Source organism: Acinetobacter sp. NBRC 100985, assembly GCF_000241225.1.
Lineage (GTDB): Bacteria > Pseudomonadota > Gammaproteobacteria > Pseudomonadales > Moraxellaceae > Acinetobacter > Acinetobacter venetianus.
Window position 1 is genome coordinate 81,505 of record NZ_BAEB01000021.1, and the last position, 26,483, is coordinate 107,987.

Annotated in this window: 25 protein-coding genes; 21 read left to right on the forward strand and 4 right to left on the reverse strand. The window is 41.3% G+C overall.

Annotated features, from left to right (window positions below):
* The first annotated feature begins 84 nt into the window (after positions 1-84).
* On the forward strand, positions 85-801 hold the full coding sequence (bfmR, locus tag ACT4_RS06915; protein ID WP_004881343.1) for a response regulator transcription factor BfmR: 717 nt from the start codon (positions 85-87) through the stop codon (positions 799-801).
* Between the two features lie 111 nt (positions 802-912).
* On the forward strand, positions 913-2,553 hold the full coding sequence (gene bfmS, locus ACT4_RS06920; protein ID WP_007480951.1) for a sensor histidine kinase BfmS: 1,641 nt from the start codon (positions 913-915) through the stop codon (positions 2,551-2,553).
* Between the two features lie 33 nt (positions 2,554-2,586).
* Here bfmS and ACT4_RS06925 read toward each other — a convergent pair whose 3' ends face one another.
* Together ACT4_RS06925 and ACT4_RS06930 are read right to left on the reverse strand one after the other, a co-directional pair.
* Positions 2,587-2,943, reverse strand: a complete 357-nt coding sequence (locus tag ACT4_RS06925; protein ID WP_004881341.1) for a hypothetical protein — start codon at positions 2,941-2,943, stop codon at positions 2,587-2,589.
* Between the two features lie 92 nt (positions 2,944-3,035).
* Positions 3,036-4,454, reverse strand: coding sequence for a GGDEF domain-containing protein (locus tag ACT4_RS06930; protein ID WP_007480953.1), 1,419 nt, complete (start codon positions 4,452-4,454; stop codon positions 3,036-3,038).
* A 396-nt stretch (positions 4,455-4,850) separates the two neighbouring features.
* Here ACT4_RS06930 and ACT4_RS06935 point away from each other — a divergent pair, with 396 nt between their 5' ends.
* From ACT4_RS06935 to ACT4_RS07010, 16 genes are all read left to right on the forward strand, one after another.
* Entirely contained in the window at positions 4,851-5,402 is a 552-nt protein-coding gene (locus ACT4_RS06935) for an NADH-quinone oxidoreductase subunit A (RefSeq protein WP_004881337.1), read from the forward strand.
* A gap of 6 nt (positions 5,403-5,408) precedes the next feature.
* Positions 5,409-6,086 carry an NADH-quinone oxidoreductase subunit B family protein gene (locus ACT4_RS06940; protein ID WP_004881335.1) on the forward strand — a complete coding sequence of 226 codons (678 nt, stop codon included), beginning with the start codon at positions 5,409-5,411 and terminating at the stop codon, positions 6,084-6,086.
* Positions 6,087-6,173: 87 nt separating this feature from the next.
* The gene (gene nuoC / locus ACT4_RS06945) at positions 6,174-7,961 is read left to right on the forward strand and encodes an NADH-quinone oxidoreductase subunit C/D (RefSeq protein ID WP_007480954.1); all 1,788 of its coding nucleotides are present in this window, start codon (positions 6,174-6,176) and stop codon (positions 7,959-7,961) included.
* A gap of 12 nt (positions 7,962-7,973) precedes the next feature.
* Entirely contained in the window at positions 7,974-8,483 is a 510-nt protein-coding gene (gene nuoE, locus ACT4_RS06950) for an NADH-quinone oxidoreductase subunit NuoE (RefSeq protein WP_004881330.1), read from the forward strand.
* The gene (gene nuoF / locus ACT4_RS06955) at positions 8,480-9,805 is read left to right on the forward strand and encodes an NADH-quinone oxidoreductase subunit NuoF (protein WP_004881327.1); all 1,326 of its coding nucleotides are present in this window, start codon (positions 8,480-8,482) and stop codon (positions 9,803-9,805) included. Before nuoE ends, nuoF begins: the two co-directional genes overlap by 4 nt.
* A gap of 11 nt (positions 9,806-9,816) precedes the next feature.
* On the forward strand, positions 9,817-12,501 hold the full coding sequence (nuoG, locus tag ACT4_RS06960; protein ID WP_007480957.1) for an NADH-quinone oxidoreductase subunit NuoG: 2,685 nt from the start codon (positions 9,817-9,819) through the stop codon (positions 12,499-12,501).
* A 3-nt stretch (positions 12,502-12,504) separates the two neighbouring features.
* Positions 12,505-13,521, forward strand: a complete 1,017-nt coding sequence (gene nuoH, locus ACT4_RS06965) for an NADH-quinone oxidoreductase subunit NuoH (RefSeq protein WP_004881324.1) — start codon at positions 12,505-12,507, stop codon at positions 13,519-13,521.
* An 18-nt stretch (positions 13,522-13,539) separates the two neighbouring features.
* A complete protein-coding gene (gene nuoI, locus ACT4_RS06970) occupies positions 13,540-14,082 on the forward strand; it encodes an NADH-quinone oxidoreductase subunit NuoI (protein WP_004881322.1) in 543 nt (180 codons plus the stop codon).
* Positions 14,082-14,600, forward strand: a complete 519-nt coding sequence (gene nuoJ, locus ACT4_RS06975; RefSeq protein WP_017196614.1) for an NADH-quinone oxidoreductase subunit J — start codon at positions 14,082-14,084, stop codon at positions 14,598-14,600. The genes nuoI and nuoJ overlap by 1 nt, the downstream gene beginning before the upstream one ends.
* Complete coding sequence (nuoK, locus tag ACT4_RS06980; protein WP_004881318.1) at positions 14,600-14,908, forward strand: NADH-quinone oxidoreductase subunit NuoK; 309 nt, start codon at positions 14,600-14,602, stop codon at positions 14,906-14,908. The genes nuoJ and nuoK overlap by 1 nt, the downstream gene beginning before the upstream one ends.
* On the forward strand, positions 14,905-16,800 hold the full coding sequence (nuoL, locus tag ACT4_RS06985) for an NADH-quinone oxidoreductase subunit L (RefSeq protein WP_007480959.1): 1,896 nt from the start codon (positions 14,905-14,907) through the stop codon (positions 16,798-16,800). Before nuoK ends, nuoL begins: the two co-directional genes overlap by 4 nt.
* Position 16,801: 1 nt before the next feature.
* Positions 16,802-18,400, forward strand: coding sequence for an NADH-quinone oxidoreductase subunit M (gene nuoM / locus ACT4_RS06990; protein WP_007480960.1), 1,599 nt, complete (start codon positions 16,802-16,804; stop codon positions 18,398-18,400).
* Between the two features lie 3 nt (positions 18,401-18,403).
* Positions 18,404-19,900: an NADH-quinone oxidoreductase subunit NuoN gene (gene nuoN / locus ACT4_RS06995; protein ID WP_007480962.1), complete on the forward strand. Its 1,497-nt coding sequence runs from the start codon at positions 18,404-18,406 to the stop codon at positions 19,898-19,900.
* Positions 19,901-20,007: 107 nt separating this feature from the next.
* Positions 20,008-20,643: a uracil phosphoribosyltransferase gene (gene upp, locus ACT4_RS07000; RefSeq protein ID WP_007480963.1), complete on the forward strand. Its 636-nt coding sequence runs from the start codon at positions 20,008-20,010 to the stop codon at positions 20,641-20,643.
* Positions 20,644-20,760: 117 nt separating this feature from the next.
* A complete protein-coding gene (locus ACT4_RS07005; RefSeq protein ID WP_007480965.1) occupies positions 20,761-21,054 on the forward strand; it encodes a cold shock domain-containing protein in 294 nt (97 codons plus the stop codon).
* Positions 21,055-21,138: 84 nt separating this feature from the next.
* Entirely contained in the window at positions 21,139-21,843 is a 705-nt protein-coding gene (locus ACT4_RS07010) for a cold shock domain-containing protein (RefSeq protein ID WP_007480967.1), read from the forward strand.
* 12 nt (positions 21,844-21,855) lie between these two features.
* On the opposite strand, the gene gigC is transcribed toward ACT4_RS07010, so the two are convergent.
* Complete coding sequence (gene gigC / locus ACT4_RS07015; protein ID WP_004881307.1) at positions 21,856-22,740, reverse strand: LysR family transcriptional regulator GigC; 885 nt, start codon at positions 22,738-22,740, stop codon at positions 21,856-21,858.
* A gap of 84 nt (positions 22,741-22,824) precedes the next feature.
* On the opposite strand from gigC, the gene ACT4_RS07020 reads away from it, so the two are divergent.
* Positions 22,825-23,586, forward strand: coding sequence for a ferredoxin--NADP reductase (locus ACT4_RS07020; protein WP_007480969.1), 762 nt, complete (start codon positions 22,825-22,827; stop codon positions 23,584-23,586).
* 45 nt (positions 23,587-23,631) lie between these two features.
* On the opposite strand, the gene ACT4_RS07025 is transcribed toward ACT4_RS07020, so the two are convergent.
* Entirely contained in the window at positions 23,632-24,054 is a 423-nt protein-coding gene (locus ACT4_RS07025; protein WP_007480971.1) for a hypothetical protein, read from the reverse strand.
* A 208-nt stretch (positions 24,055-24,262) separates the two neighbouring features.
* On the opposite strand from ACT4_RS07025, the gene ACT4_RS07030 reads away from it, so the two are divergent.
* Both ACT4_RS07030 and ACT4_RS07035 read left to right on the forward strand, forming a co-directional pair.
* Positions 24,263-24,463, forward strand: coding sequence for a hypothetical protein (locus ACT4_RS07030; protein WP_007480973.1), 201 nt, complete (start codon positions 24,263-24,265; stop codon positions 24,461-24,463).
* 228 nt (positions 24,464-24,691) lie between these two features.
* Entirely contained in the window at positions 24,692-26,254 is a 1,563-nt protein-coding gene (locus ACT4_RS07035) for a mechanosensitive ion channel (RefSeq protein WP_007480974.1), read from the forward strand.
* The last annotated feature ends 229 nt before the right edge of the window (positions 26,255-26,483 follow it).

A 26,483-nucleotide genomic window follows, 5' to 3' on the forward strand; every position in this document is an offset into this window, starting at 1 on the left:
AAACGTGTGTATATTGCAAATCATAAACCAATGTATCTGTCAGATTTTTATAGATAGATTCTCTCCAATTGTAGGGGCAAACAAATGAGCCAAGAAGAAAAGTTACCGAAGATTTTGATCGTTGAAGATGACGAACGTTTAGCGCGCTTAACACAAGAGTATTTGATCCGTAACGGTTTAGAAGTTGGGGTTGAAACTGATGGTAATCGTGCCATTCGTCGCATTATTAGTGAGCAACCAGATTTAGTGGTGCTAGACGTGATGTTACCGGGTGCAGATGGTTTAACCGTTTGTCGAGAAGTTCGTCCACATTATCACCAACCGATCTTGATGCTTACTGCACGTACTGAAGATATGGATCAGGTACTTGGTTTAGAAATGGGCGCAGATGACTATGTTGCCAAGCCTGTTCAACCGCGTGTATTACTCGCGCGTATCCGTGCATTATTGCGTCGTACAGACAAAACTGTAGAAGATGAAGTTGCACAGCGTATTGAGTTTGACGATCTTGTCATTGATAACGGTGGTCGCTCAGTAACGTTAAATGGCGATTTAGTAGACTTCACAAGTGCTGAATATGACTTATTATGGTTATTAGCTTCAAACGCTGGTCGTATTTTATCTCGTGAAGATATCTTTGAACGTTTACGCGGTATTGAATACGATGGTCAAGATCGTTCAATCGATGTTCGTATTTCTCGTATTCGTCCAAAAATTGGTGATGACCCAGAAAATCCAAAGCGTATTAAAACAGTGCGTAGTAAAGGTTATTTATTCGTTAAAGAAACCAACGGGATGTAAATCTCATTCTTCAGAGCTTTAATCACGCCGTACTTTTCAAAGAAAAGCTTACCTCCCTTGATCAGTGGGAGGTGAGGGGTGATTCAAAATTAGCTTGGAACTATTTACCTTATGGTGAGTCGAGTACTTAAAAACAGCATATTCTTGCGTATTTATGCTGGGTTGGTTGTATTGGTTGTTGTGGTTGCCGCATTTTGTTATTTGTTGGTGCAAATCATTAACTACCAAAGAGCGCAAGAATATCGCGAGTCTCTTACAGATGGTATTTCGTATGTCATCAGTGAGGGGGTATCTCGTCAGCCAGAAAAACAACAAAAATTAGATTGGATCTCAGATGCTTCTGATTTGTTGGAATTGCCGATCTATTATGTTGGCGCTGAGCGCGTAGAACTTTCTCGTACGGAGAAGAAACGAATTGCTGAGCAAAAATCGGTGGTTCGCTACGATGCAAATAATGGTATTGGTTATATCATTATTGGATTAAAAGATGATCCAGAGCATTTTATTTATATAAAAGTAGATAAGATCGGTGAGCGTCAAATGAAGGCGCTGCCAATTTTTGTGCTGGATTATTTGATTTTTTATCCAGGACAAGAACGAGAATATTTAGCTAAAATCAAAAAGCATTTCTACTATCCTATTGAAATTGCAAATATTCGAGATATCAATTTAGATTCAGAGCAAATTGGTCGTCTGCGTCAAGATCAGAGTGTACTTCTATATAAAGATAGTGCAACTGTGCGTGGTACGACGATCTCGATTGTTTCACCAATGCCAAATCATCCTGCCCAAGTGCTGATACTTGGCCCAGTTCCAATGTTTAACTGGATGCCGTTCCAGCTTTCAGCTGGTATTACCTTATTTAGCTTGTTCTTATTGAGTCTTGGTGTATATGGTTTAATTTTACCGCTTGAACGTAAGATTCGTCAGGTACGTTATGCCTTGAATAAAATGAAGTCTGGTGACCTTTCATTGCGTGTGCCTATTGAAGGTACGGATGAAATGGCAAACTTGGCGTCAAGTTATAACAACATGTCAGATCATATCCAGCGTTTGATCGAAGCACAGCGAGAATTAATGCGTGCGGTGTCGCATGAGTTAAGGACACCTGTTGCCCGTATTCGTTTTGGTATGGAAATGTTGGCTGAGGAAGATGATTATAGTTATCGTATTCAACAAGTCGATATGATTGATAAAGACATCGAAGCTTTGAATACTTTGATTGATGAAATCATGACCTATGCCAAGCTAGAGCAGGGGACACCATCACTTGATATTGAAGATATTGTCTTGGTGGAAGTGCTTGATCAAGTTGCGATGGAAACGGAAGCATTGAAAACTCAAAAAGAAATCGAGTTGATTGCACCGCCATTATCATTGCGAGTTGATGCTGAGCGACGTTATCTGCATCGTGTTGTACAGAATCTCGTTGGAAATGCAGTGCGCTATTGTGACAATAAAGTTCGCATCAGTGGTGGTATTCGTGCTGATGGCAAGGCTTATGTATGCGTTGAAGATGATGGTCCTGGGATTCCTGAGCAAGAGCGAGCGCGGATCTTTGAAGCCTTTGCACGTTTAGATGATAGTCGAACCCGTGCTTCTGGCGGTTATGGACTAGGTTTATCGATTGTAAGTCGAATTGCATATTGGTTTGGTGGTGAAATCCAAGTGGATCAAAGTCCTAACCTCGGTGGTGCTCGATTTATCATGACATGGCCAGCAAAACGTTATAAACAGCATGTGAAAAAATAAAACCCCAATATTGGGGTTTTGATCAAAAGCTTACTATTCTTGCACCGAAGAGTCTGGTTCTATCAATGGATGGCCAGACTTTAAGTTTTTTAGCGCATCTGCATTAAAGTCAATGAGTAGTGCATTGTTCTTAATATCAATTTTATATTTTTCAATAAGTGCCGTGTCACCATTCAGTGTTTCTACTTTATACGCATCAGCAATATTCAGAATACCTTCAAGATTTGTCGTTGTCGCAGCAAAATCCTCTCTAAAAACTTCGTATATATCTCTTAAGTCGAAAATCGCATTGTCAGCATCGGGATGTTTTCGGATATAACTTTCAACGTGACGCATCAAGAGCTGTGAAAAAAAGAAATAATCTGAGTCATGTGTGTATTCTAGATGCATATTTTTCTCCTTGTTTGCTTCTTTTAGAATACTCATCTATTCGGTCAGCAGTGTATAAAGTTAATTAAACCATGTAGCTGAATTGCAACATATTATGTCGAAAATACGACTTGGTTACGACCTTGTCGTTTTGCTTGATAAAGCGCATCGTCTGCTTGTTTAAATAATTGCTCAATCGAATGTTGATTTTCAGGTGTGCAAATGCAAATTCCGATACTGAGTTGAATAGAAAACTGCTGTTTTTTGTCGAGTTGAATAGGGGTGTTACTGACTTGTTGACGAATACGTTCAGCACATTGATAAACTGCTTCAGGATTTGTATCGGTAATAAATATTGCAAACTCTTCACCTCCTAATCGTCCCAGTAAATCATTTGGAGCTAACAGTGCTTGAATATTTTGCACACAACTTTGTAGTGCGAGATCTCCTGCTTGATGGCCATAGTTATCATTCACTTGTTTGAAGTGATCAATATCTAGCATTAGAAAAGCAGTGGTTTGCGAAGCATTGGATGCTTGGTGCTGTAAGAGTTGCACAGACTGTAGAAACTGGCGACGTGTTAAGCTTGACGTTAACTCATCATGAGCAATGGTATGTTGTAGCTCTTGAATCAATTTGCTTCGAACCATATTGATGCTGGAGACGGTCAAAGGAGCGATCGTCATCATAATTAATCCAAGGCGAATGGAAATCGTATTGTTGAGATATTGTTCTGGATAAAGTAGTAGATAGTTTTGCGATACATGGTAAATCACAAAAGCGCAGCTTATCGAAGTGATAATAGCAACTGAAAAATGACGATATCGAAGTGCACACCAAATCAGTGCAGCGATTGGGTAAAGAAGTGAGCCGGGGCCATTGTCGTAATAACCTATAGCAATAGAAAAAATAACGGCAAATAGGGGGAGGCTTTCTTGAACAGTTTGTGTTTTAAACTCAATAAGTTGTTGCTTGAATTCTGAAAAACGTGGCGCACTAATGATTGCGGGTAAAAGCAATAGTGCGTTTTGAATTTCGGCGGTAAACCAATAACCAAAATCTATCCAAAATGAACCTAAAGAAAATTGAGTATTCATATATGGAAGTGTACTTGCCGCAAACAACGAACTTGCTAAACCACCAATACAGCAAAAGCTAAATAAGGTTAAATAAAAGTAGCCTTGGTGCATCGAGCGGATGTAGGAATTAAACTTTATATAAAGTATTAGTGTGGTGATGACATAAACTAAATTGGCCGAGTTTAGGCATATATTTAATAAAAAAGGCGTACCTTGTAACGCATCTGCCAGAAGATAACCTACCGCAGCACCGATAAAACTAATTGGATGGCGGGTTTGTGGAAATCGAATTAATAACCCAAGAAATACAGAGTTTGCTGGCCAAAATGAAGCAAGAAAAGTGAGATGACGTGTGGCGATCCCTAGCAGACAGCAAAGCAGAATGACTCCAGTAAAGAGTGCAAATAGTTTAAAAAATGATTGTGGTTTTAACGCAAGGTTCGCTCGTGACATCCTGACGTATTTCTATAGGGGGATAAGGTTGGTTATTATATAAATTTTGTTCAAAATTTCATCATAAATTTATATTAATGCAGTGATTTAGTTCATCGCGCAAGAATTTTGAACATTGGCTACAAAATAAGAATGTTTTTAATGCATGGATAAAGAAAAAAATGATCAATATTGTGCATTTGATTTGATTATTCGATTTTTAGGGGCGAATTAACAGTGATCTTGGATATATCCACAAATTTATGGACAAAATCATCCGAAAGACTAAAGCGCTTCAACTAGCATGAGAAATTAGAAATCAGGTACAATTGGCGGGATTAATTTTGTGTTTGGTGTATTTGAAGGCCAATACATACATTCTTTGTTAAAAATAGGCCTGCCAGGAGTTATCCCCGCATGAGTGCCATTACTCCATACGATTGGGCAATTATTGCCTTCGTGATCGGCGTTACATTTCTTTGCGTTTTTATGCTCACTGTTCCCTTACTCCTAGGGGGTAAAGCATGGGGACGTGCAAAGCAAGAGCAGTTTGAATCAGGTGTAGTTAGTGCGGGCGGTGCTCGTATCCGCTTGTCAGCCAAATTCTATTTAGTTGCAATTTTCTTTGTGGTTTTCGATTTAGAAGCCCTCTATCTCTATGCCTGGGCAACTTCAGTACGTGAAGTTGGTTGGGTTGGTTTTGCAACTGCTGCAGTCTTTATTCTCGTTTTATTAATTGGTCTGATTTATGAACTTTCAACTGGCGCGCTGAACTGGGCACCTTCTGATCGTCGTAAAGCGGCTGGTATTAAAACGAATATCGGTTCGCCAAATATGAATATTGCTGACATTACTCGATTCAATAACATTGAAGAGTTGGTTGTCGATCCTACTGGTCATATTCCAGCACAGTCTTCTGGTCGTGTTAAATCTAAAACACCGACTACATCATCATCTGAACAGGAGTAAGTCGGGATGAAATATACTTTAACCCGTGCGAATCCGGATGCCGATCAATATCCATTACAAGATCGTCAAATCGTAACTGATCCTCTTGAGGAAGAAGTTAATAAAAGCGTGATGATGACACGTCTTGAAGATGTGTTGCATACAGCAGTGAACTGGGGGCGTAAAAACTCTTTGTGGCCATTTAACTTTGGTACATCTTGCTGCTACGTTGAGTATGCAACGACATTAACAGGCGTACATGACTTGTCACGTTTCGGTGCTGAGGTTATTCGTGCTTCACCACGACAAGCGGATTTGATGATCGTTGCAGGAACCTGCTTTGTCAAAATGGCACCTGTAATTCAACGTTTGTATGAACAAATGCTTGAGCCTAAATGGGTGATTTCAATGGGTGCTTGTGCTAACTCTGGTGGTATGTACGACATCTATTCTGTGGTTCAAGGTGTAGACAAAATCATTCCTGTTGATGTGTACATCCCGGGTTGTCCACCTCGTCCAGAAGCATTAATCCAAGCATTGATGTTACTTCAAGACCAAATTCAATTAGAGCGCCGTCCACTTTCAGCCGTTATTGGTGATGATCTTCAGCCTGTGTATAAGCCAAAGATGATGCCAGAACGTGATCGTAAAAATGCTGATCGTATTGCGGTGAAAAACCTACGCTCTATGGATGAAATTAAATAATTTTAACGATGAGTTTTTGACATATTCGTGATGAGTATGGTCATCGGAAAAATTGCCAGAATTTGTATTAAATAGGAAGCCAAGCCAATGGCTGAAACTGACATTGCTATGCCAGAATCAACGCAAGTTGATTCACGCCCAGCATTTGCAATCGTAGAAGAGCTCAAAACCAAATTTGGTGAGAATTTCTACGTGCAGGCGACTTTTGAAGAGTTTCCAACAGTCTGGGTTGAGCGCGCACGCGTGCAAGAAGTCCTCATGTTCCTCCGTAAAGTGGAACGTCCTTATGTGATGTTGTTTGACTTGTCTGCGGTTGATGAGCGTTTACGTGTTCATCGTGACGGGTTACCAGCATCTGATTTCACTGTGTTCTATCACTTATTATCGTTAGAGCGTAATAGTGACATTCGTATTAAAGTTGCATTGAATGAAAATGATTTAAGCATTCCAACTGCAACCAACATTTGGCCAAATGCCAACTGGTACGAACGTGAAGCATACGATATGTTCGGTATTGATTTCGCAGGGCATCCAATGCTCCGTCGTATCTTGCTACCAACTTATTGGAAAGGTCATCCTTTACGTAAAGAATATTCTGCGCGTGCGACAGAATACACCCCGTATATGCAAGACCAAGCGAAGCAAGATTTCGAACAAGAACATTTACGCTTTGTGCCAGAAGACTGGGGTCTAAAACGCGGGAACGATGACGAAGACTTCATGTTCTTGAACTTAGGTCCTAACCACCCATCTGCACATGGTGCGTTCCGTATCGTTTTACAGCTAGATGGCGAAGAAGTTAAAGACTGTGTGCCTGATATTGGCTATCACCACCGTGGTGTGGAAAAGATGGCTGAACGTCAAACATGGCATTCATTCATTCCTTATACGGATCGTGTCGACTACCTTGGTGGTTGTGCGCAAAACATGCCATATGTGATGGCTGTTGAGCAGCTTGCAGGGATTAAAGTACCTGAACGTGCACAAGTGATTCGTGTGATGTTGAACGAATTATTCCGTATCAACAACCATTTACTTTACTGTGGTACAGCAATTCAGGATGCGGGTGGTATGACCCCTGTATTCTACATGTTCGCTGACCGTCAAAAAGTCTATGACATCGTTGAAGCGATTACGGGTTACCGTATGCACCCAGCATGGTTCCGTATCGGTGGTACAGCACACGACCTTCCAAATAACTGGCAAAAGTTAGTTAAGGAACTGTTGGAGTGGATGCCGAAACGCTTGAATGAGTACTATACCGCTGCGCTTAAAAACTCAGTATTTATTGGTCGTACCCGCAATGTTGCGCAATACGATGCAAAATCTGCGTTGGCTTGGGGTATTACAGGTACTGGTTTACGTGCGACAGGTATTGATTTTGATGTTCGTAAATATCGTCCATACAGTGGCTATGAAAACTTTGACTTTGATGTTCCAGTGGAATATGAAGGCGATGCTTATGCACGTGTCTTGGTTCACTTCCGTGAAATTACTGAATCATTAAAAATCATTCAGCAGTGTTTGGATAATATGCCTTCTGGTCCATATAAAGCGGATCACCCATTGGCAGTTCCGCCACCGAAAGATAAGACATTACAAGATATTGAAACCTTGATTACGCACTTCTTAAGCGTGTCATGGGGCCCTGTAATGCCTGCGGGTGAAGCATCATTTATGACTGAAGTGGTGAAGGGGGCAAGTACGTATTACCTCACATCAGATAAGTCAACAATGAGCTATCGTACCCGTATTCGTACACCAACGTTCACACACTTACAGCAAATTCCTTCCGTGATTAACGGCAGCTTGGTATCTGACTTGATCATTTACTTGGCAACCATTGACGTGGTTATGGCTGACGTGGATCGCTAGGGGTAAACGATTATGATGATTTTGACTGATAAAAAACCACGTGTGAATGTTGAAGGAATTTTGACTGCTGACGAAATTCATGAAATTGAACATCACATTGGTCACTATCCGTACCCACGTGCAGCATCATTAGATGCATTGAAGTGTGTACAACGCCGTAATGGTTGGGTAGATGATGCACAAATGAATGCAATTGCGCAGTTGTTGACTATGAGCGTGGCGGATCTTGAAGGTGTTGCAACTTTCTATAACCGTATCTACCGTCAGCCAGTTGGTCGCCATGTAATTCTATTGTGTGACTCAATTGCATGCTTCTTGATGGGTGCAGAGACTTTAGCTGAAGCATTTCAGCGTGAGTTGGGTATCCAGTATGGACAAACCACAGCAGACGGTCGTTTTACCTTGCTTCCAATTTGCTGTCTAGGCAACTGTGATAAAGGTCCAACGTTAATGATTGATGAAGATACGCATGGTCTTGTAGACGTATCATCAGTTAAACAGTTATTGGAGAAGTATGTATGAATACTGAACCAAAACCAATTTATGGCGACGGTAATCCAGAAACTCATCCGCTGACTTGGCGTTTGAGCAAACAAGAACACGTTCGCGCTGCTGATGACTACGAAGCACTTGAGGGTTATGCTGGCTTTAAAAAAGCATTGAGCATGCCACCAAAAGACGTGCTTGAAGTCATTAAAGCTGCAACGGTCAAAGGTCGTGGTGGTGCAGGTTTCCCAGCAGGGATTAAATGGTCATTGATGGCACCAAATGATGGTGGTCCACGCTATTTGATCTGTAATGCTGATGAAATGGAACCTGGTACTTTTAAAGACCGTTTGTTGATGGAAAAACTTCCTCATCAATTGATCGAAGGTATGCTGATTGCAGGTTATACCTTAGAAGCAACTCAAGGTTATATCTTCATTCGTGGTGAATATGTTGAAGCGGCTCAATACTTAAATGAAGCATTAGAGCAAATCCGTGCCAAAGGTTACTTGGGTGACAACATCCTTGGAACAGGCTGGAACTTTGATATGCATGTTCACACAGGTGCTGGTCGTTATATCTGTGGTGAAGAAACGGCATTGATCAACTCATTGGAAGGCCGTCGTGCGAACCCGCGTACTAAGCCACCATTCCCGCAAGTTGCAGGGGCATGGGGTCGCCCAACGATTGTAAACAACGTTGAGACCTACAATAACTTGCCTGCAATTATGTTGCGTGGTCCTGAGTGGTACATCAACTTATCAGCACATAAGTCTAAAGACCCAGGTACTAAGATTTACGGTGCATCTGGCAAAGTTAAATTCCCAGGACTTTGGGAACTGCCTTTTGGTACAACTGCGCGCGAAGTGATTGAAGATCATGCGGGCGGTATGCGTGACGGTTTAACGTTAAAAGCATGGTTACCGGGTGGTGCATCAACAGATTTCTTAGCGGCTGAACATATTGACTTGCCTATGGATGCTGAAAGCATCATGAAAGCAGGTTCACGTCTAGGTACGTGTTTGTTGATGGTTGTTGATGAAACTCAATGTATGGTTTCTGCTACACGTAATTTAGAAGAATTCTTTGCGCGTGAATCTTGTGGTTTCTGTACACCATGCCGTGATGGTTTACCTTGGGCAGTGAAAGCGCTTAAAGCACTCGAAACAGGCGAAGGTAAGAAAGAAGATATCGACCATTTACAAGAACTGACTCGTAAATTATGGATCGGTAAAACTTTCTGTGCTCACGCACCAGGTGCGATGGAGCCGCTTATGGGCGCACTTAAATATTTCCGTAGCGAGTTTGAGGCAAAGGTTAAGACCCATGCTCCAGCTCTAGACGTAGAACAAGCTTAAGGAATTCGACTATGGCTACAATTCATGTCGATGGAAAATCGTATGAAGTCAACGGCTCAGAAAACTTGCTACAAGCATGTCTTAGCCTTGGCATCGACATCCCGTATTTTTGTTGGCACCCATCCTTAGGTTCTGTTGGTTCTTGTCGTCAATGTGCGGTGACTCAGTATGCAAATCCTGAGGACACACGTGGACGTTTGGTGATGTCATGTATGACACCCGCTGCTGACAATACCTATATCTCGATTGAAGACAAAGAAGCAACGGATTTCCGTGCGTCGATCGTTGAATTCTTGATGACGAATCACCCACATGACTGTCCAGTGTGTGAAGAAGGTGGTCACTGTCATTTACAAGATATGACGGTAATGACTCAGCACGATCGTCGTCGCTATCGCTTTACCAAACGTACTCACTATAACCAAGAGTTAGGTTCGTTCATTGCGCATGAGATGAACCGTTGTATCGCGTGTTATCGTTGTGTGCGTTACTACAAAGACTATGCGGGTGGTACGGACTTTGGTGTATATGCCAATGCTTCACGTGTTTACTTTGGTCGTCCAGAGTCAGGTACTTTAGAATCTGAATTCTCTGGTAACTTGACTGAAGTTTGCCCAACAGGTGTATTCACGGATAAAACACATTCAGCACGTTATAACCGTAAGTGGGATATGCAATATGCACCAAGTGTATGTCATGGTTGTTCTTCGGGTTGTAACATCTCTCCGGGTGAACGCTATGGTGAAATCCGTCGTGTTGAAAACCGTTTCAATGGCTCTGTAAACCAATACTTCCTTTGTGATAAAGGTCGTTTCGGTGTGGGTTATGTCAACCGTGAAGATCGTCCACGTCAACCACAATTCCGTAATGGTGAAACTGTTGCGAATGTGACTGTGGATCAAGCACTTGATCAAGTGATTGCACAGCTTCAAGGTAAAAAAGTGTTAGGTATTGGTTCTCCACGCGCAAGCTTGGAATCAAACTACGCACTTCGCGAATTGGTTGGACAAGACAACTACTCAACAGGAATGTCTCAAAAAGAGCAGAAATTGGCTGAGTTAGCTGCATCAATCATGCAAACGCAGGGTATTTACAACCCGAACATGCGTGAAATTGAAAGCTATGATGCGGTGTTGATCTTAGGTGAAGACTTAACGCAAACTGCACCACGTATGGCTTTGTCAGTACGTCAAGCGGCGAAAAATAAAGCCAAAGAAATGGCGGCTGCAACACGTACGCCAGACTGGTTAGCTGAACCTGTACAACGTATTGGTCAAGATGCAAAATCTCCAATTTATATCCTTGCGGCTACGCAAACTCGTTTAGCAGATGTAGCAACGGGTGAAGTCGTCGCATCGCCAAACGATATTGCACGTTTAGGTTTTGCTGTTGCTGCTGCGGTTAAAGGTGAGTCACTTGCTGGCCTAGCTGATGATGCAAAAGCATTTGCTCAAACCATTGCGGATACGTTGAAAGCAGCGAAAAAGCCATTGATTATCTCTGGTACAAGCTTACAAGATCCAGCGATTATGGAAGCAGCTGCACAAGTTGCACAGAATCTAGGTGAAAATGCGGGCTTGTCATTGACTGTTCCTGAAGTGAACACAATGGGCTTGGCATTGTTCGGTGGTTTAAGCCTAGAACAAGCTTTTGCACTAGATTATGATGCAGTCGTTGTTGTAGAAAATGACTTAACGCGTCGTTTGCCAGTTGCTCAAGTTCAAGCTGCATTTGATAAAGCTCAAACTGTGATCGTTTTGGATCATAGTGAAACTGAGACTTTGAAACTTGCTGATATCGTACTTTCTGCTGCAAGCTTTGCTGAAGGTGATGGTACTGTTGTGAGCCAAGAAGGCCGTGCGCAACGTTTCTATCAAGTGTATGACCCAAGCTATTACAAGCCTGAATATGCGATCAAAGAATCATGGCGCTGGTTACATGCCGTTGAGACGGGTCTTAAAGGCAAAGCAGTCGATTGGACATTGTTGGACGATGTCATTGAAGACATCGTGAAAAATGTTCCTGTGCTTGCTGCAATTGAAGATGTTGCTCCAGATGCTGGCTATCGTATTCACGGTTTGAAAATTGCACGTGAACCACGCCGTTATTCTGGTCGTACAGCAATTCGTGCGCCTTTATCGATTCATGAACCAAAACAACCGACTGATCCAGATTCAGCATTAACGTTCTCTATGGAAGGTTATGTGGGTAATCAGACAGCATCTTCATTAGTACCATTCGCATGGTCTGCGGGTTGGAACTCTCCTCAAGCTTGGAACAAATACCAAGATGAGGTGGGTGGTCACTTAAAAGGTGGTGATTCAGGTGTACGTCTATTTGATCGCTTAGCAAAACGTCCTGCACGTAGCTATGTAGCACCGTCGGCTGTTGTTGTGAATCCTGAAAGCTTCCGTCTTGTACCAATGCACCATATTTTTGGTTCTGGCGAATTCACCATTAAAACACCTGCGATGGAATCTCGTATCCCTGAAGCAATGTTTGCGGTGGGTGAACAAGATGCGACACGTTTAAATGTTCAAGATGGTCAACGAATTACAGTTCAAGCGGGCGAAACTAGCATCAGTTTACCTGTACAAGTGATTGAATATTTACCAACAGGCTATATTGGTTATCCAATTGGTTTAGCACCAACAGTTTCATTGGCAGAGCCAGTGTCTGTGGCGGTAGGAGTGTAATTCATGAATCAAGAAATTATACGTCAAACGCCACTTTGGGCTGAAAATTGGCCAATTGCTTATTCAGTGATTCAAGCCATTGTGATCTTGCTTGTGGTGGTTTTGGTTGCTGCTTTGATGTCATTCATTGAGCGTCGTCTGTTAGCATTATGGCAAGACCGTTACGGTCCAAACCGTGTTGGTCCGGGTGGTATGTTCCAGATCGTTGCCGACATGCTCAAGATCATGTTTAAAGAAGACTGGACACCAAAGTTTGCTGACAAGCTCACTTTCCGTTTAGCACCAGCAGTTGCGATGGCAACTGCGGTACTCTCATTCATGGTCATCCCAGTGAGTCCTACACTAGGTGTTGCTGATATGAGTATCGGCCTATTGTTCTTTATGGCAATGGCGGGTATCGCAGTCTATGCGGTGTTATTTGGTGGTTGGTCTTCAAACAACAAATACTCATTACTCGGTGGTCTTCGTTCGGCTGCTCAAACCATTTCTTATGAAGTGTTCTTGGGTATCTCGTTGATGGGTGTGGTTGCAATCGCAGGTTCATTTAACCTTCGTGAAATCGTTGAAGCACAACGTGATATGTGGTTCATCATTCCGCAATTCTTAGGTTTCTTAATCTTCGTGGTTGCTGGTGTTGCTGTGACTCACCGTCATCCATTTGACCAACCAGAAGCTGAGCAAGAGTTGGCCGAAGGTTACCATGTTGAATATGGTGGTATGAAGTGGGGGATGTTCTTCGTTGCGGAATATGTCAACGTTGTTTTGATCTCAGCTTTGATCGTGACTTTATTCTTCGGCGGATGGCTTGCACCATTTAACTTAGAAATTCCATTTGTTCCACCAGTATTCTGGTTCGTGATTAAAACAGCATTCTTTGTAATGATGTTTGTCTTGGCGCGTGGTTCGTTAATGCGTCCTCGTTATGATCAAGTCATGAACTTTGGTTGGAAAGTGTGTTTGCCATTGGCGTTGGTCAACTTGTTGGTGACTGGTGCTGTGATTCTGATGAATCAGGCCTAGGACAGCAGGGAGTACAAAATGTATAAAATTCTAGCTGGATTCGGATCGATTGTTCGTTCGTTATGGATGGTGTTTAGCCATGTAACGCGTAAACGTGACACGATTTTATATCCAGAAGTACCGGCTGAACAAATTGTTCCACCACGCTATCGTGGTCGCATTATCTTAACGCGTGATCCTGATGGTGAAGAGCGTTGTGTGGCATGTAACCTTTGTGCGGTTGCTTGCCCAGTTGGCTGTATTTCATTGCAAAAAGCGGAAAAAGAAGATGGACGTTGGTATCCAGAGTTTTTCCGCATTAACTTCTCACGCTGCATTTTCTGCGGTATGTGTGAAGAAGCATGTCCAACAACTGCAATTCAGCTCACACCAGATTTCGAACTTGGTGAATATGTACGTCAAGACTTAGTTTATGAGAAAGAAAACTTACTTATCTCTGGACCGGGTAAATATCCTGACTACAACTTCTACCGTGTAACAGGTATGGCGGTTAGCGGTAAAGAGAAAGGTCAAGCACAGAAAGAAAGTGCACCAGTTGATGTACGGAGCTTATTACCATGATGTGGCCATTTTATTTGATGGCGCTCGTGGCCATCGTTTCAACAGTTCGTGTTGTAACCAATACGAATCCTGTGCATGCACTTTTAAGTTTGATCGTTTCACTTCTTGCTGTTGCTGGTATTTTCATGATCGTGGGCGCGCCGTTTGCGGCTGCGCTTGAGATCATTGTTTATGCTGGTGCGATCATGGTCTTGTTCGTCTTCGTTGTCATGATGTTGAATCTTGGACAAGATACGATTGAACAAGAAAGCAAATGGTTGTCTTCGGATGCTTGGGCTTATCCAGCAATGTTGAGCTTTATTTTAGGCTTGATTTTGGTATGGATGCTAGGCGGTGAATACACCACAATTTCTGCACCTATGGGTACAGAAATTGTTGGGCCTAAAGCAGTCGGCCAAGCACTATTTACTCACTATCTATTATTGGTAGAAGTTGCCGCGATGTTATTGCTTGCAGCACTTGTTGCAGCATTCCACTTAGGCAAACGTGAACCAGGTGCAGAAGAGGATAAAGAATAATGGGACACATCCCTTTAGAACATGGTTTGATCGTTGCGACCATCCTTTTTGCACTGGGTTTTTACGGTGTAATGGTACGACGTAACTTTTTATTTATGCTTATGAGCCTCGAAGTGATGATGAATGCTGCTGCGTTAGCATTTGTTTTAGCGGGTAGCGTTTGGGCGCAGCCAGATGGACAAATCATGTTCATCTTGATTCTGACGCTTGCTGCTGCAGAGGCGTGTATCGGTCTTGCGATCGTCCTTCAGTTTTATCATCGCTTCCATCACTTGGATGTGGATGCTGCTAGTGAGATGCGCGGATGAGTACATTATATTTAACCGTTTTATTTCCGCTCATTGGTTTTATCCTGTTAGCGGCAGGGCGTGACAAACTTTCTGAAAATGTAGCCGCTATTATTGGTGTGGGTTCAGTTGGTTTATCTGCTCTATTTGCTTTAATTGCGGGTATTGCATTTACCAACAGTGGCGAAGCAGTGTTTGTTCAACACCTTTGGACTTGGTTCAGTGTTGGCGGTTTTGAGCCAGGTATCAGTTTACATTTGGATGGTTTGTCATTACTCATGACAGGCATGATCACAGGTGTGGGTTTCCTGATTCATATTTTCGCATCATGGTATATGCGTGGTGAAGAAGGTTATGCGCGTTTCTTCTCTTATTTCAACCTATTCGTTGCCAGCATGTTGTTGTTGGTATTGGGTGATAACTTAGCGTTATTGTTCTTAGGTTGGGAAGGTGTTGGTCTGTGCTCATATCTGTTGATTGGTTTCTACTACTCTAACCCTGCAAATGGTTGGGCAGCAATCAAAGCATTTACAGTAACACGTGTGGGTGACGTATTTTTACTCATCGCATTGTTCTTGCTCTATCAACAATTTGGTACGTTGAATACACAGTACATCGTTGAAAATGCAGCAACTGTAATGACGCAAAGCTCATCATTGTCGATCTGGACAGCATTGATGTTGTTCTTAGGTGCGGCGGGTAAATCAGCGCAAATTCCATTACAAACTTGGTTAGCTGATGCGATGGCTGGTCCTACACCAGTATCTGCATTGATCCATGCTGCAACAATGGTTACAGCGGGTGTGTACTTATGCTGCCGTATGTTCTCTGTGATGGAAATGGCGCCAGAAGTAATGCAGTTCATCTCGATTACAGGGGCTGTGACTTTACTGGTTGCTGGTTTTGCGGCATTGGTTCAAACCGATATCAAACGTATCTTGGCATACTCAACTATGAGTCAGCTCGGTTATATGTTCATGGCTGTGGGTGCTGAAGCGTACCAAGCTGGTTTGTTCCATATGTTGGCTCACGCATTCTTCAAAGCGTTATTGTTCCTTTCTTCAGGTGCAGTGATTTTGGCATGTCATCACGAACAAAATATTTTCAAAATGGGTGGATTACGTCATAGGATTCCATTCGTATTCTGGTGTTTTGTGATCGGTGGTGGTGCATTAGCCGCGCTTCCAATCGTGACTGTTGGCTTCTTCTCTAAAGATGCGATCTTGGGTGCAGTATATGCACAGTCTACAATTGCAAACATTCCACTTTACAACACATTGTATTGGGTTGGTGTAGCGGGCGCGTTCTTAACTTCTATTTATACGTTCCGTCTAATTTGGGTCGTATTCTTCGGTGAAGAAAAAACTCACGCTCATGCAATTCATGGTGTGACATATTGGGCACCACTTGCGATTCTTGCTGTGTTATCAACAGGAATTGGTTACTTCTTGCAAGCACCAGTTGCAAATTTATTGACTGCTGCAAGTATTCCAAGTTTTGTTATCCCTGAAGCTTTACATGAAGCTGTTGTGCATGCAGAACATTTGGCGAGTGGTATTGCACTTGCTGGTTTAGCAGTAGGTATCTTCCTATTTGCCTTTGCATATGGTGCTGTTAAATCATTTGCTCAAACATCATTGGGCGCTGGTTTAGCACATATTTGCCGTACAGCATTTGGTTTTGATGCTTTGTATGACATCGTATTCGTCAAACCTTATTTATTGATTGCGAAAATCTTAGGTCGTGATCCAGTTGATGGTTTATGGCTAGTATTACCTGCGATTGTGAAAGGTGGTAATACCTTTACTAGTTCGCGTCAAACTGGTTCATTACGTGAATACGCATCAAGCATGTCACTCGGTGTAGTGGTGCTATTGATGATCTTGATCGTGATTCAGGTTGTGGGGAAATAAAATGGAAAACAATTTAATTTTACCCGCACTGATTTTAGTTCCTTTCATTGCTGGTTTTATTTGTTGGTTGGTTGATAAATTCGACCAACAATTACCGCGTTGGATTGCCTTAATTGGTATGCTTATTACCTTTGGTTTAGGCATTGCACTTTGGCAAAGTGGTACATTTAGTTACGAGCTGGGTGGTAAAGTTCCAACTTGGGCGGCTGAGTTCCATTTACCTTGGATTCAGACACTAGGCATTAGCATTCACTTGGCAGTGGATGGTTTATCTTTACTCATGGTATTACTGACTGCATTACTTGGTGTACTTGCGGTTGGCTGTTCATGGGGTGAGATCCAAAAGAATGTTGGTTTCTTCCACTTAAACCTCCTGTGGAGTTTAGGTGGTGTTATCGGTGTATTCTTGGCGATTGACTTATTCTTGTTCTTCTTCTTCTGGGAGATGATGCTCGTACCAATCTACTTCTTGATTGCGTTATGGGGTCATAAAGGCTCGAATGGTCGTTCACGTGTTTATGCTGCAACCAAGTTCTTCTTATACACGCAAATTGCTGGTTTGATTATGTTGATCGGTATCTTAGGCCTTGTGGTTTATGGATACATGATGACAGGTATGATTGGCTTCGATTACAACTATTTATTGGCTGTGGCGAACCACTTACCGCCTGAAGTTGCTTATGCATTTATGCTATGTTTCTTCATCGGTTTTGCTGTGAAATTACCTGTGTTCCCATTACATGGTTGGTTACCCGATGCGCATGCACAAGCACCAACTGCAGGTTCTGTGGACTTAGCTGGTATTTTGATTAAAACAGCAGCCTATGGTTTACTTCGTTTCGTTATCCCATTCTTCCCAGCAGCATCAGCACAATTTGCTGATATTGCGATCATTCTTGGTTTGATTGGTATTTTCTACGGTGCATTCTTAGCGTACCAGCAAACAGATATGAAACGTTTGCTTGCGTATACGTCTATTTCGCACATGGGTTTCATCTTACTTGCTATTTACGCAGGTAATATCCTGACATTCCAGGGGCTTATGATCATGATGTTGGCACATGGCTTATCATCTGCTGCATTATTTATCATGTCTGGTCAGGTTTATGAGCGTTTACATACACGTGATTTACGCTTAATGGGTGGTTTACGCGGTCAGTTGCAGTACCTTCCATTTTTCTTAATGTTCTTTGTAGCTGCACTTGTGGGTGTACCAGGTTTAGGTAACTTTATTGGTGAATTCCTGATCTTGATGGGTTCATTCAAAGCTTATCCTGTATTCACGATTATTGCGGCAGTAAGCTTGGTGTTTGCTGGTCTTTATGGTTTGATTTTGATTCATAAAGCATTGTTTGGTACACCAAATCCAGAGCAACAGCAGCACTATACAAGTCCATTGAAAGATCTATCAGCGCGTGAAGTTGGTATTTTGATGATCTGTGTGATCGGTCTAGTTTGGTTAGGTATTTACCCACAAACATTCTTGGATATGTCTCATTCAAGCATGCAATGGTTAGTAAATAGTTATATGCCAGTACAAGAAGTTGTTGAAACTGTTCAACAGGCTGCAACTCAACTTGAACATGTGGAGATGCAATAAATCATGAACTTCACAATTTCTTTTTCTGAGCTAATGCCTCTTGCTCCAGTAATGATTGTGGCATTGACTGCAATTGTTGTGATGTTGTTGACTGCGATCAAACGTAATCACAATCTTATCGCGACAACTTCAGTCGTAGGTTTAAACCTCGCTGCAATTTATATCGCATACACTGCATATACAGGACATTTTGCACCTACAAATGTCATGGGCATGTTTATGGTTGATCCATTTACCATGCTCTATCAATTCTTGATTTTGATTGCTGCATTAGCGTGCTGTACTTTGTCGCATGCTTATATTGAGACCTATAAAGAAAACCGCGAAGAACTTTACATCTTGCTACTGTCTTCAGTTGTAGGTGCAATGTTATTGGTTGCAAGCTCTCACTATGCAGCTTTCTTCATCAGCTTAGAGTTGATGTCGATTCCTGTATACGGCATGTTGGCGTACACGTATCAACGTAGTCAGTCTTTGGAAGCAGGGATTAAATACCTTGTACTTTCAGCAACGGCTTCTGCAATGTTGCTGATGGGTATGGCATATATCTATGCGTACACAGGATCATTGTCATTCTATGATTCTGTTCAAGCGTTGATGACTGCGATTAAACAACCAATGGTGTTATTAGGCTTAGGCTTAATCATCTTTGCAGTTGCATTTAAACTTTCACTTGCACCGTTCCATAAATGGACGCCAGATGTATATGCAGGTGCACCAGCGCCAATGGCGACATTCTTGGCAACGGCTGCAAAAGTTGCAACGATTGGTCTGTTTGTACGTTACTTATTAACTTCAGGTGCGATCTTAGTTGAATCGCTAGTTACTGTGTTAACCGTGATTGCAGTGTTATCGATCTTGGTGGGTAACTTACTTGCTGTGCGTCAAGTAAACTTAAAACGTATTTTAGGTTATTCATCAATTGCACACTTTGGTTATTTACTGATTGCATTACTCAGCATGACTTATGCAAGTTTAGGTAGTGTAACTGTTTATGTGATCACTTATGTATTAACGACAATTGGTGCATTCGGTGCAGTTGCTTTAATGTCGAGTCCATACAACAACGTTGATGAGGCTGAAAGCCTTGCAGACTACCGTGGTTTGTTCTGGCGCCGTCCGATTTTAACTGCAACGCTGACTGTGATGATGTTGTCTTTAGCGGGTATTCCACTAACAGCAGGCTTCATTGGTAAATTCCTCGTCGTTATGGCTGCGGTGACAACACAACACTGGTTCTTAGCTGCAATGATCGTGGTGGGTAGTGGTATCGGTTTATACTACTATTTACGTGTAATGGTTGTGATGTATATGACACCACCAGACGTACCACGTATTGATGCAGATGCACATTGGGGTACTAAAGTAGGCGGTATCATGGTATTAGGTGCTGCATTGCTTGTGTTATTCCTAGGTATCTATCCAGATCCAATGATTAACTTAGCATTGAAGGCAGAGATTCTTTCTCCATTGCATTTTATGTTGTCACAACAACAGTAATTATCTGATTTGTACAAAAAAGCCTCCAAAAATTGGGGGCTTTTTTATTGAAGAGTAAAAAAACACTTTATAATAACCGAAGATTAATATTACCTAGGTACCCACTCGTGTCTATCCAAGAAATTCGCCATCCGCTTATTCGCCATAAAATTGGTCTATTACGTCGTTCAGACATTAGTACCAAGAATTTTCGTGAGTTAGCGCAAGAAGTCACGATGTTATTGACCTATGAAGCAACAAAGGATCTTCCTGTTGTTGATCATGAAATTGATGGATGGGCAGGGAAAGTCTCAACTCAACGTATCGCAGGGAAAAAAATTACTATTGTACCGATTCTTCGTGCTGGTATTGGTATGCTAGAAGGGGTGCTGAACTTGATCCCAAGTGCTAAAGTCAGTGTTTTGGGCTTAGAGCGTGACGAAGAAACTTTAGAAGTTCGTACCTACTATAAAAAATTAGTCCCTGATGTTGCGAATCGTATTGCCATGATTATTGATCCAATGTTGGCGACTGGTAACTCTCTAATCGCGGCGATTGACGTTTTAAAAGCAAGCGGTTGTAAGGATATTCGTGTGATGGTTCTTGTTGCTGCACCTGAAGGAATTGCAAAAGTAGAAGCCGCACATTCTGATGTACGCATTTATACAGCTTCAATCGATCAAGGCTTAAATGAAGATGGTTATATCGTGCCTGGTTTAGGTGATGCTGGTGATAAGATTTTTGGTAGTGTCCAAAAAGATTAATTTTTAAAAATAAATAAAAGAGACAAGATCTTGTCATAAATTTTATGAGAGATCTAAAGTCTCTTTTTTATTTTCTATATACTATGAATATCGGTTTTTAAAAGTAGGGTAAACGTCATGAAACAAGATTTTTATCAAGGCAAAGTAAAACAATATAATCCTGACAAGGGCTTTGGTTTTATCGGTACAACTGAGGGTGATGTCTTTTTTCATATTTCAGATTTCCCTGCGGAAGAGGGTGAGCCTAAGCGCAATGAAAAAGTGAAATTTGCTGTAGTAGAAAATCAAGGCAAGTTTAAAGCGATTCAGATTGAGCGTATTGATCCAAATCCAGCAAAAACTAAGAAAACTCAAATCTCAAATCATAATAAAGCAATTACATCGGAATTATTATCAAATTTTAGACGTTGATTTTCATTGAAATATCATGGAAAAAGAGGCTTTTTAGCCTCTTTTTTATTAGAATAGTGTCAATATAAAAATAGAGTGTGAAAGATGTTTCTTGAGGGAAAAATTAAAAAATACAATTCAGAAAGAGGTTTTGGCTTTATTGACGTTGATGGTGATCACGCTGATGTTTTCTTCCATATTAAAGATTTTCCTAAAACAGCAGGCGAACCTAAAATTGGTGAAAAGCTAAAGTTTTTGATTGTTGAGGATAACGGAAAATTTAAAGCTGCGAATATTGTACGTTTGGATTTGAAGACAGTCAGTACAAACTATCCAAATCATTCTGATAATGGGGCAAGTGATCCAAAGCTGATGTTAAAACCTACTCAGAGTAGTAAAAAGGGACTGGCATTTACCATCGTTGGCCTTATTATCATTGCAATTTTAGCAGGGCTCGTTTTCCAAAAGTATCAAACTTTTCAACAAGCCAAAGCATTGAAAACGGCTCAATTAATTGAAGAGCAAAAAAGAATAGTTGAGCAACAACGAGAAGCAGTGGGTGAGCTGCCTGAAGTTAAACTCTCGGAAAAGACGGAACATGCTTTGAAAGCCCCACCAACACCGCCAGTACAGACATATAATGCATCTCCTGTAACTGCAACTCAAAAATTTAGTTGTGATGGACGACAGCACTGTTCACAAATGAGGTCGCTTGAGGAAGCTCGATGGTTTGTCAGAAACTGTCCGAATACTAAAATGGATGGTGATAATGATGGAGAACCGTGTGAAAATGATTCTCGTTGGAGATAAAAAAGATCAGGTTTAAACCTGATCTTCACAGAATTGTAGAAATGCTTTTAGGCCAGGACCTTGATATTTTTGACGATGTACCAGCATAAAGAGTGGGCGAGTAAGCTGCCAAAATGGTGTATCTAAAATAACAAGTTGTCCTTTTTCAGCTAAAGGTTCAATAGCGAGTCTTGATACACATGACATGCCTAAGCCACCTGCAACGATTTTTAAAATAGCTTCGTTATGACCAAGTGTTAAACGGATATTTGCATCAGGTAGGTCTTGCAAAATCGCGTTATCAAATACTTCTCGAGTACCTGAACCTTCTTCACGTAAAATCCATTCAACATCATGGAAATCAGTGGGTGTGATTGGGCGATTTAATTGCGCTAATGGATGTTCAGGTGCGCAACACACAGCCAACTCGTCATCTCGCCAATGAATGCACTGTAATTGTGGTAAATGGCATGAACCTTCGATTAATGCTAAATCAAGTTGGAATTGATTAACCGCTTCAATCATTTGGCGGGTATTACCGACTTGTAATTGTAGATGTGCTTGTGGATGGCGCTGTAAGAAATCAGCCATAAGATCAGGCATCAAATAATCACTGATGGTAAGTGTTGCACCTAGACGTAAATCAATACTTTGCAATTCGCCTTTAGCTGCTTGCTCGAATGATTCACAACGACCTAAAATCTCTAAAGCTTGTGGGAGTAGGAAGCGTCCCAAATCATTGAGTTGTAGGCGTTTGCCTAAACGATCAAACAAAGGTGCACCAAGACCATCTTCTAAATCAGCTAAGGCCATGCTTGCCGCACTTTGGGTGAGTCGGACAGCATCACTAGCTTTGGTTACGGTTCCTTCCTGAGCGACCGCCACAAAAACAGCCAATTGGCGTAAGGTCATGCGCATGTTAAATAGCCTTAATGTTTTGAGTATCCATCAATTATTCGATCATGCTAACATGAGCTTACTGTTTCGTGCCACGTTCAAATCATGTCAATTGAAAAATTTAGCGTAGAAAAAGTTTTATCTGTACACCGTTGGACTCACAATCTTTTTAGCTTCACGATGACCCGCCCAGCTCATTTTAAGTTTACTGCGGGGCAGTTTGCCCGTATTGGCTTGATGGTCGAGGGCGAACTAGTGGTGAGAGCTTATTCTGTTGTTTCTTCGCCCTTTGATGAAACCTTAGAGTTCTTCTCAATCGTTGTTCCTGATGGTGCTTTCACTTCGAATTTGCAACACCTCAGTGTTGGCGATGAACTTTATCTTGAAAAAATATCTTATGGCTATTTAACATTGGCGCGTTATCAGCAACCGTTACCGCAAGATTTATGGTTACTGGCCACAGGGACGGGTTTAGCGCCATTTCTATCTATGTTGCAAGATTTTGAGACGTGGACTAAATATCAGCATATCAATTTAGTCTATAGCGTGCGTACAGCCTCAGAGTTGGCTTACGTTGAGCGGATTCAGGAAATTGCTGAAATGTTTGGTGATGGACATTCAGGATTCAAATTTATTCCGATCATTACGCGTGATCCAAATGCAGCACTACATGATCGCTTACCGATTCTGATTGCAAATGGTGAACTAGAAAAGTCTGTAGGCTTAGCACTCGATCCTGAAACTAGTCATGTGATGCTCTGTGGTAATCCTCAAATGGTGGAGGATACCAAAGAGGCGCTTAAACAACGCGGTTTAACCATGAATCGTCGTGGTGAAGGAAATATCGCAGTAGAGAATTATTGGTAATGAACTAGCGCTAAGGCTGCTATAGGTTAGGGATGATGGATATGTTTAATGAACAAACATATCCATAACTTCACGGATTTCTTGAATGGCGGTATCAACGTCAGTCGTGAGCCAAGTCGGTTCAAATAAACCAATATAATGTTCTAACCGTTCTTGTGGAACAACCAAACGTACAGGACAATCTTCTTCAAGTAAACGCCAAGGAAGAATCGGCACTTCATTGTCTAAAAATGGCTGTACATTACGAATATCAACGATCATCGCGTTGATACAATCAGGTAGTGGCATCACAGAAAACTCTTCTGTACGACGACGGAAATACTCTAGATCTCCCCACTTTAATATATAGCTCGGTTTATTAAACTCGATAATCCCAATCAAATGTTCATCACGAGTGTGATGCAAAAAACATTGATGTGTAACATCAGTGTCTAAATCAAGAGAAACACTTTCTCGGCTGTAGGACATAGAGCAAAACATTAAAGAAACGGCAATCGAACATTATAGCTTATTTTTACTGCATTCTAAAAGCGCCTATATTTTATACAATAACCTAAACGAGAAAAAGTAGAGTTCTGCAACCAGAACAACGATAGTCCGAAGATTTTTCACACAATGCAACAAAGCCTATTGCTAAGATGATTACGTGAGAAATAAAAGATGAGGGGTTGCTATCATGCATGATTTTAGTAAGCCACATCCTCATGTGGCGAGCAAAGAGGAAATTGCGAAAAAACGGAAATTGCCAGTGTATATGTTAATCATTGTTGGAATATTTCTGATCGCTTTACTTGTTTATATGGTTGCTGACCATTCTGCAAATCCAACTGCACAAGTGATGATGTCACATTTGCAGCCGGCATTATTGAATGCTTAGCCAATCATACTTTCAGACCATTTAAATTGATTTGAAAGCTCATTGGTGTGAACTGGTGGGCTTTTTTGCTTATTTTTGAGTGCTTTTTGTTGTATTAGTGCTGCCATTTATTGATTGATAAATAGACAAAAACTAAGGTTTAGGCATCCATAATTCTTGTTATTCGTTCAAAGAATAATCGTGGGTAGCTGGGTTTTACTTTAAAACACGACATAAGGATAAAAACATATGAATGATTTTTTTGGTGGTCCATCTCAGAGAGGGGGATTTGATGCAATGTATTATTGGGATCAATTTCATCCGATTTTAGCGGCAGTTGTAATCTTACTGTTAGGTTGGATTATTGCTTTAGTTGTTGCCGCTGGCGTGAAGAAGCTATTACAAAAACTTGATACCAATCATAAATTGTCGTCGGCTACAGGCCATCCTTCAAACATTGAAAATCTAATCTCAAAACTGGTGTTTTGGTTCGTTATGATTCTCGCTGTCGTTGGAGCATTAAACGTATTAAATATTAGTGGTGTAAGTGACCCATTCAGTAATATGGTCGGGCGAGTGCTTGCCTATATACCAAATCTATTGGCTGCTGTTGCTGTTGGTTTTATTGGTTGGATTATTGCTCGTCTCGTGAGAGTTGGATTGACCAATGTATTGGCTAAAACGGACTTGGATGAAAAACTAAGTAGTGAAGTTGGTGTCAGTTCGCTGAGTAGTAATATTGGCGAGATTTTCTATTGGTTAGTATTGTTATTATTCTTACCAATTGTACTTTCTATTCTTGGCTTAACAGGCTTATTGATCCCTGTTCAAAATATGGTCAATGAGGCAATTGCTTTTGTTCCGAACTTATTCATTACAGGTGTGATTATTTTTGTCGGATATATTCTTGCAAAAATTGTACGCGGTATTGTTGAGGGCTTAACCAATAGTTTGGGGCTGCAAGCACAAGCTGAGAAAATTGGATTATTTAAAAGCTCAAGCGTATCTAAGTTCTTAGGTTCTTTTGTTTTCGCGATCATTATTATCACGACGTTAATCGTTGCATTTGAAGCATTGGGTATAGAAGCTATTTCTCAACCAGCAACTGCAATGTTGAATGAGATCATGCATGCGATACCACAAATTATTGCTGCTGGTTTGATTTTAATCGTAGCGTATGTGGTTTCCCGTTTTGTTGGACGCTTAGTGGCTGAGTTAATTTCGGGTGCAGGCGTTGATGAAATTCCAATGAAATTGGATTTACAACGTTTCCTTGGTCAAACACGCGTTTCGGATATTGTTGGCTATTTGATTGTTTTCTTCACAATGCTATTTGCTGTTTCAGAAGCTGCAAATCGTCTTGGACTTGAGCAGGTGAGTGTACTCATCGCAATGTTTATCCATTTCGGTGCAAATATCTTGCTTGGTGCTGTGATTTTAGTGATTGGTTTCTGGTTAGCAAACATTGTTGCAAACGTGGTTCAGCGTGGTGAATACAATAGTTCTCGTTGGTTGGGAAATCTAGTTCGTATTTTGATCATGGGCTTAGTGATTGCGATGGGTTTAAAAGCCATGGGCATTGCAGACTCTATCGTCAATTTAGCATTTGGTTTAACGTTGGGTTCAGTTGCAGTCGCGTTCGCACTGGCATTCGGTCTAGGTGGTCGTCAGCCTGCTGAGCGTTTGTTAGGTGATTTGTTGGACAAAGCGAAAGCTGAAGGAAAACAGCCTAATCCGCTGAAACAGAATGAAATGACATCGAGTGTAAACCCGACATCTACACCACCATCGTCGCCATATTCTGATGAATAGTAAAAATAATCTTTGATTTTTTTAATCAATTCGACCACTCTAAGCAGGGTGGTCGTTTTGTTTGTATACGCGCTATTGGTCACTATTGGGTATTGCGACAAGGCAGTTAAGTGACATTTTATTCAGATATAAAGCAATTTTTTTGAGTGTTAAATGTCTAGAAAGAAAAACTTGACCTAAAATGCAATTCATTTATAGATAAAGTATCAATAGTCTCTAAATAAAAAGT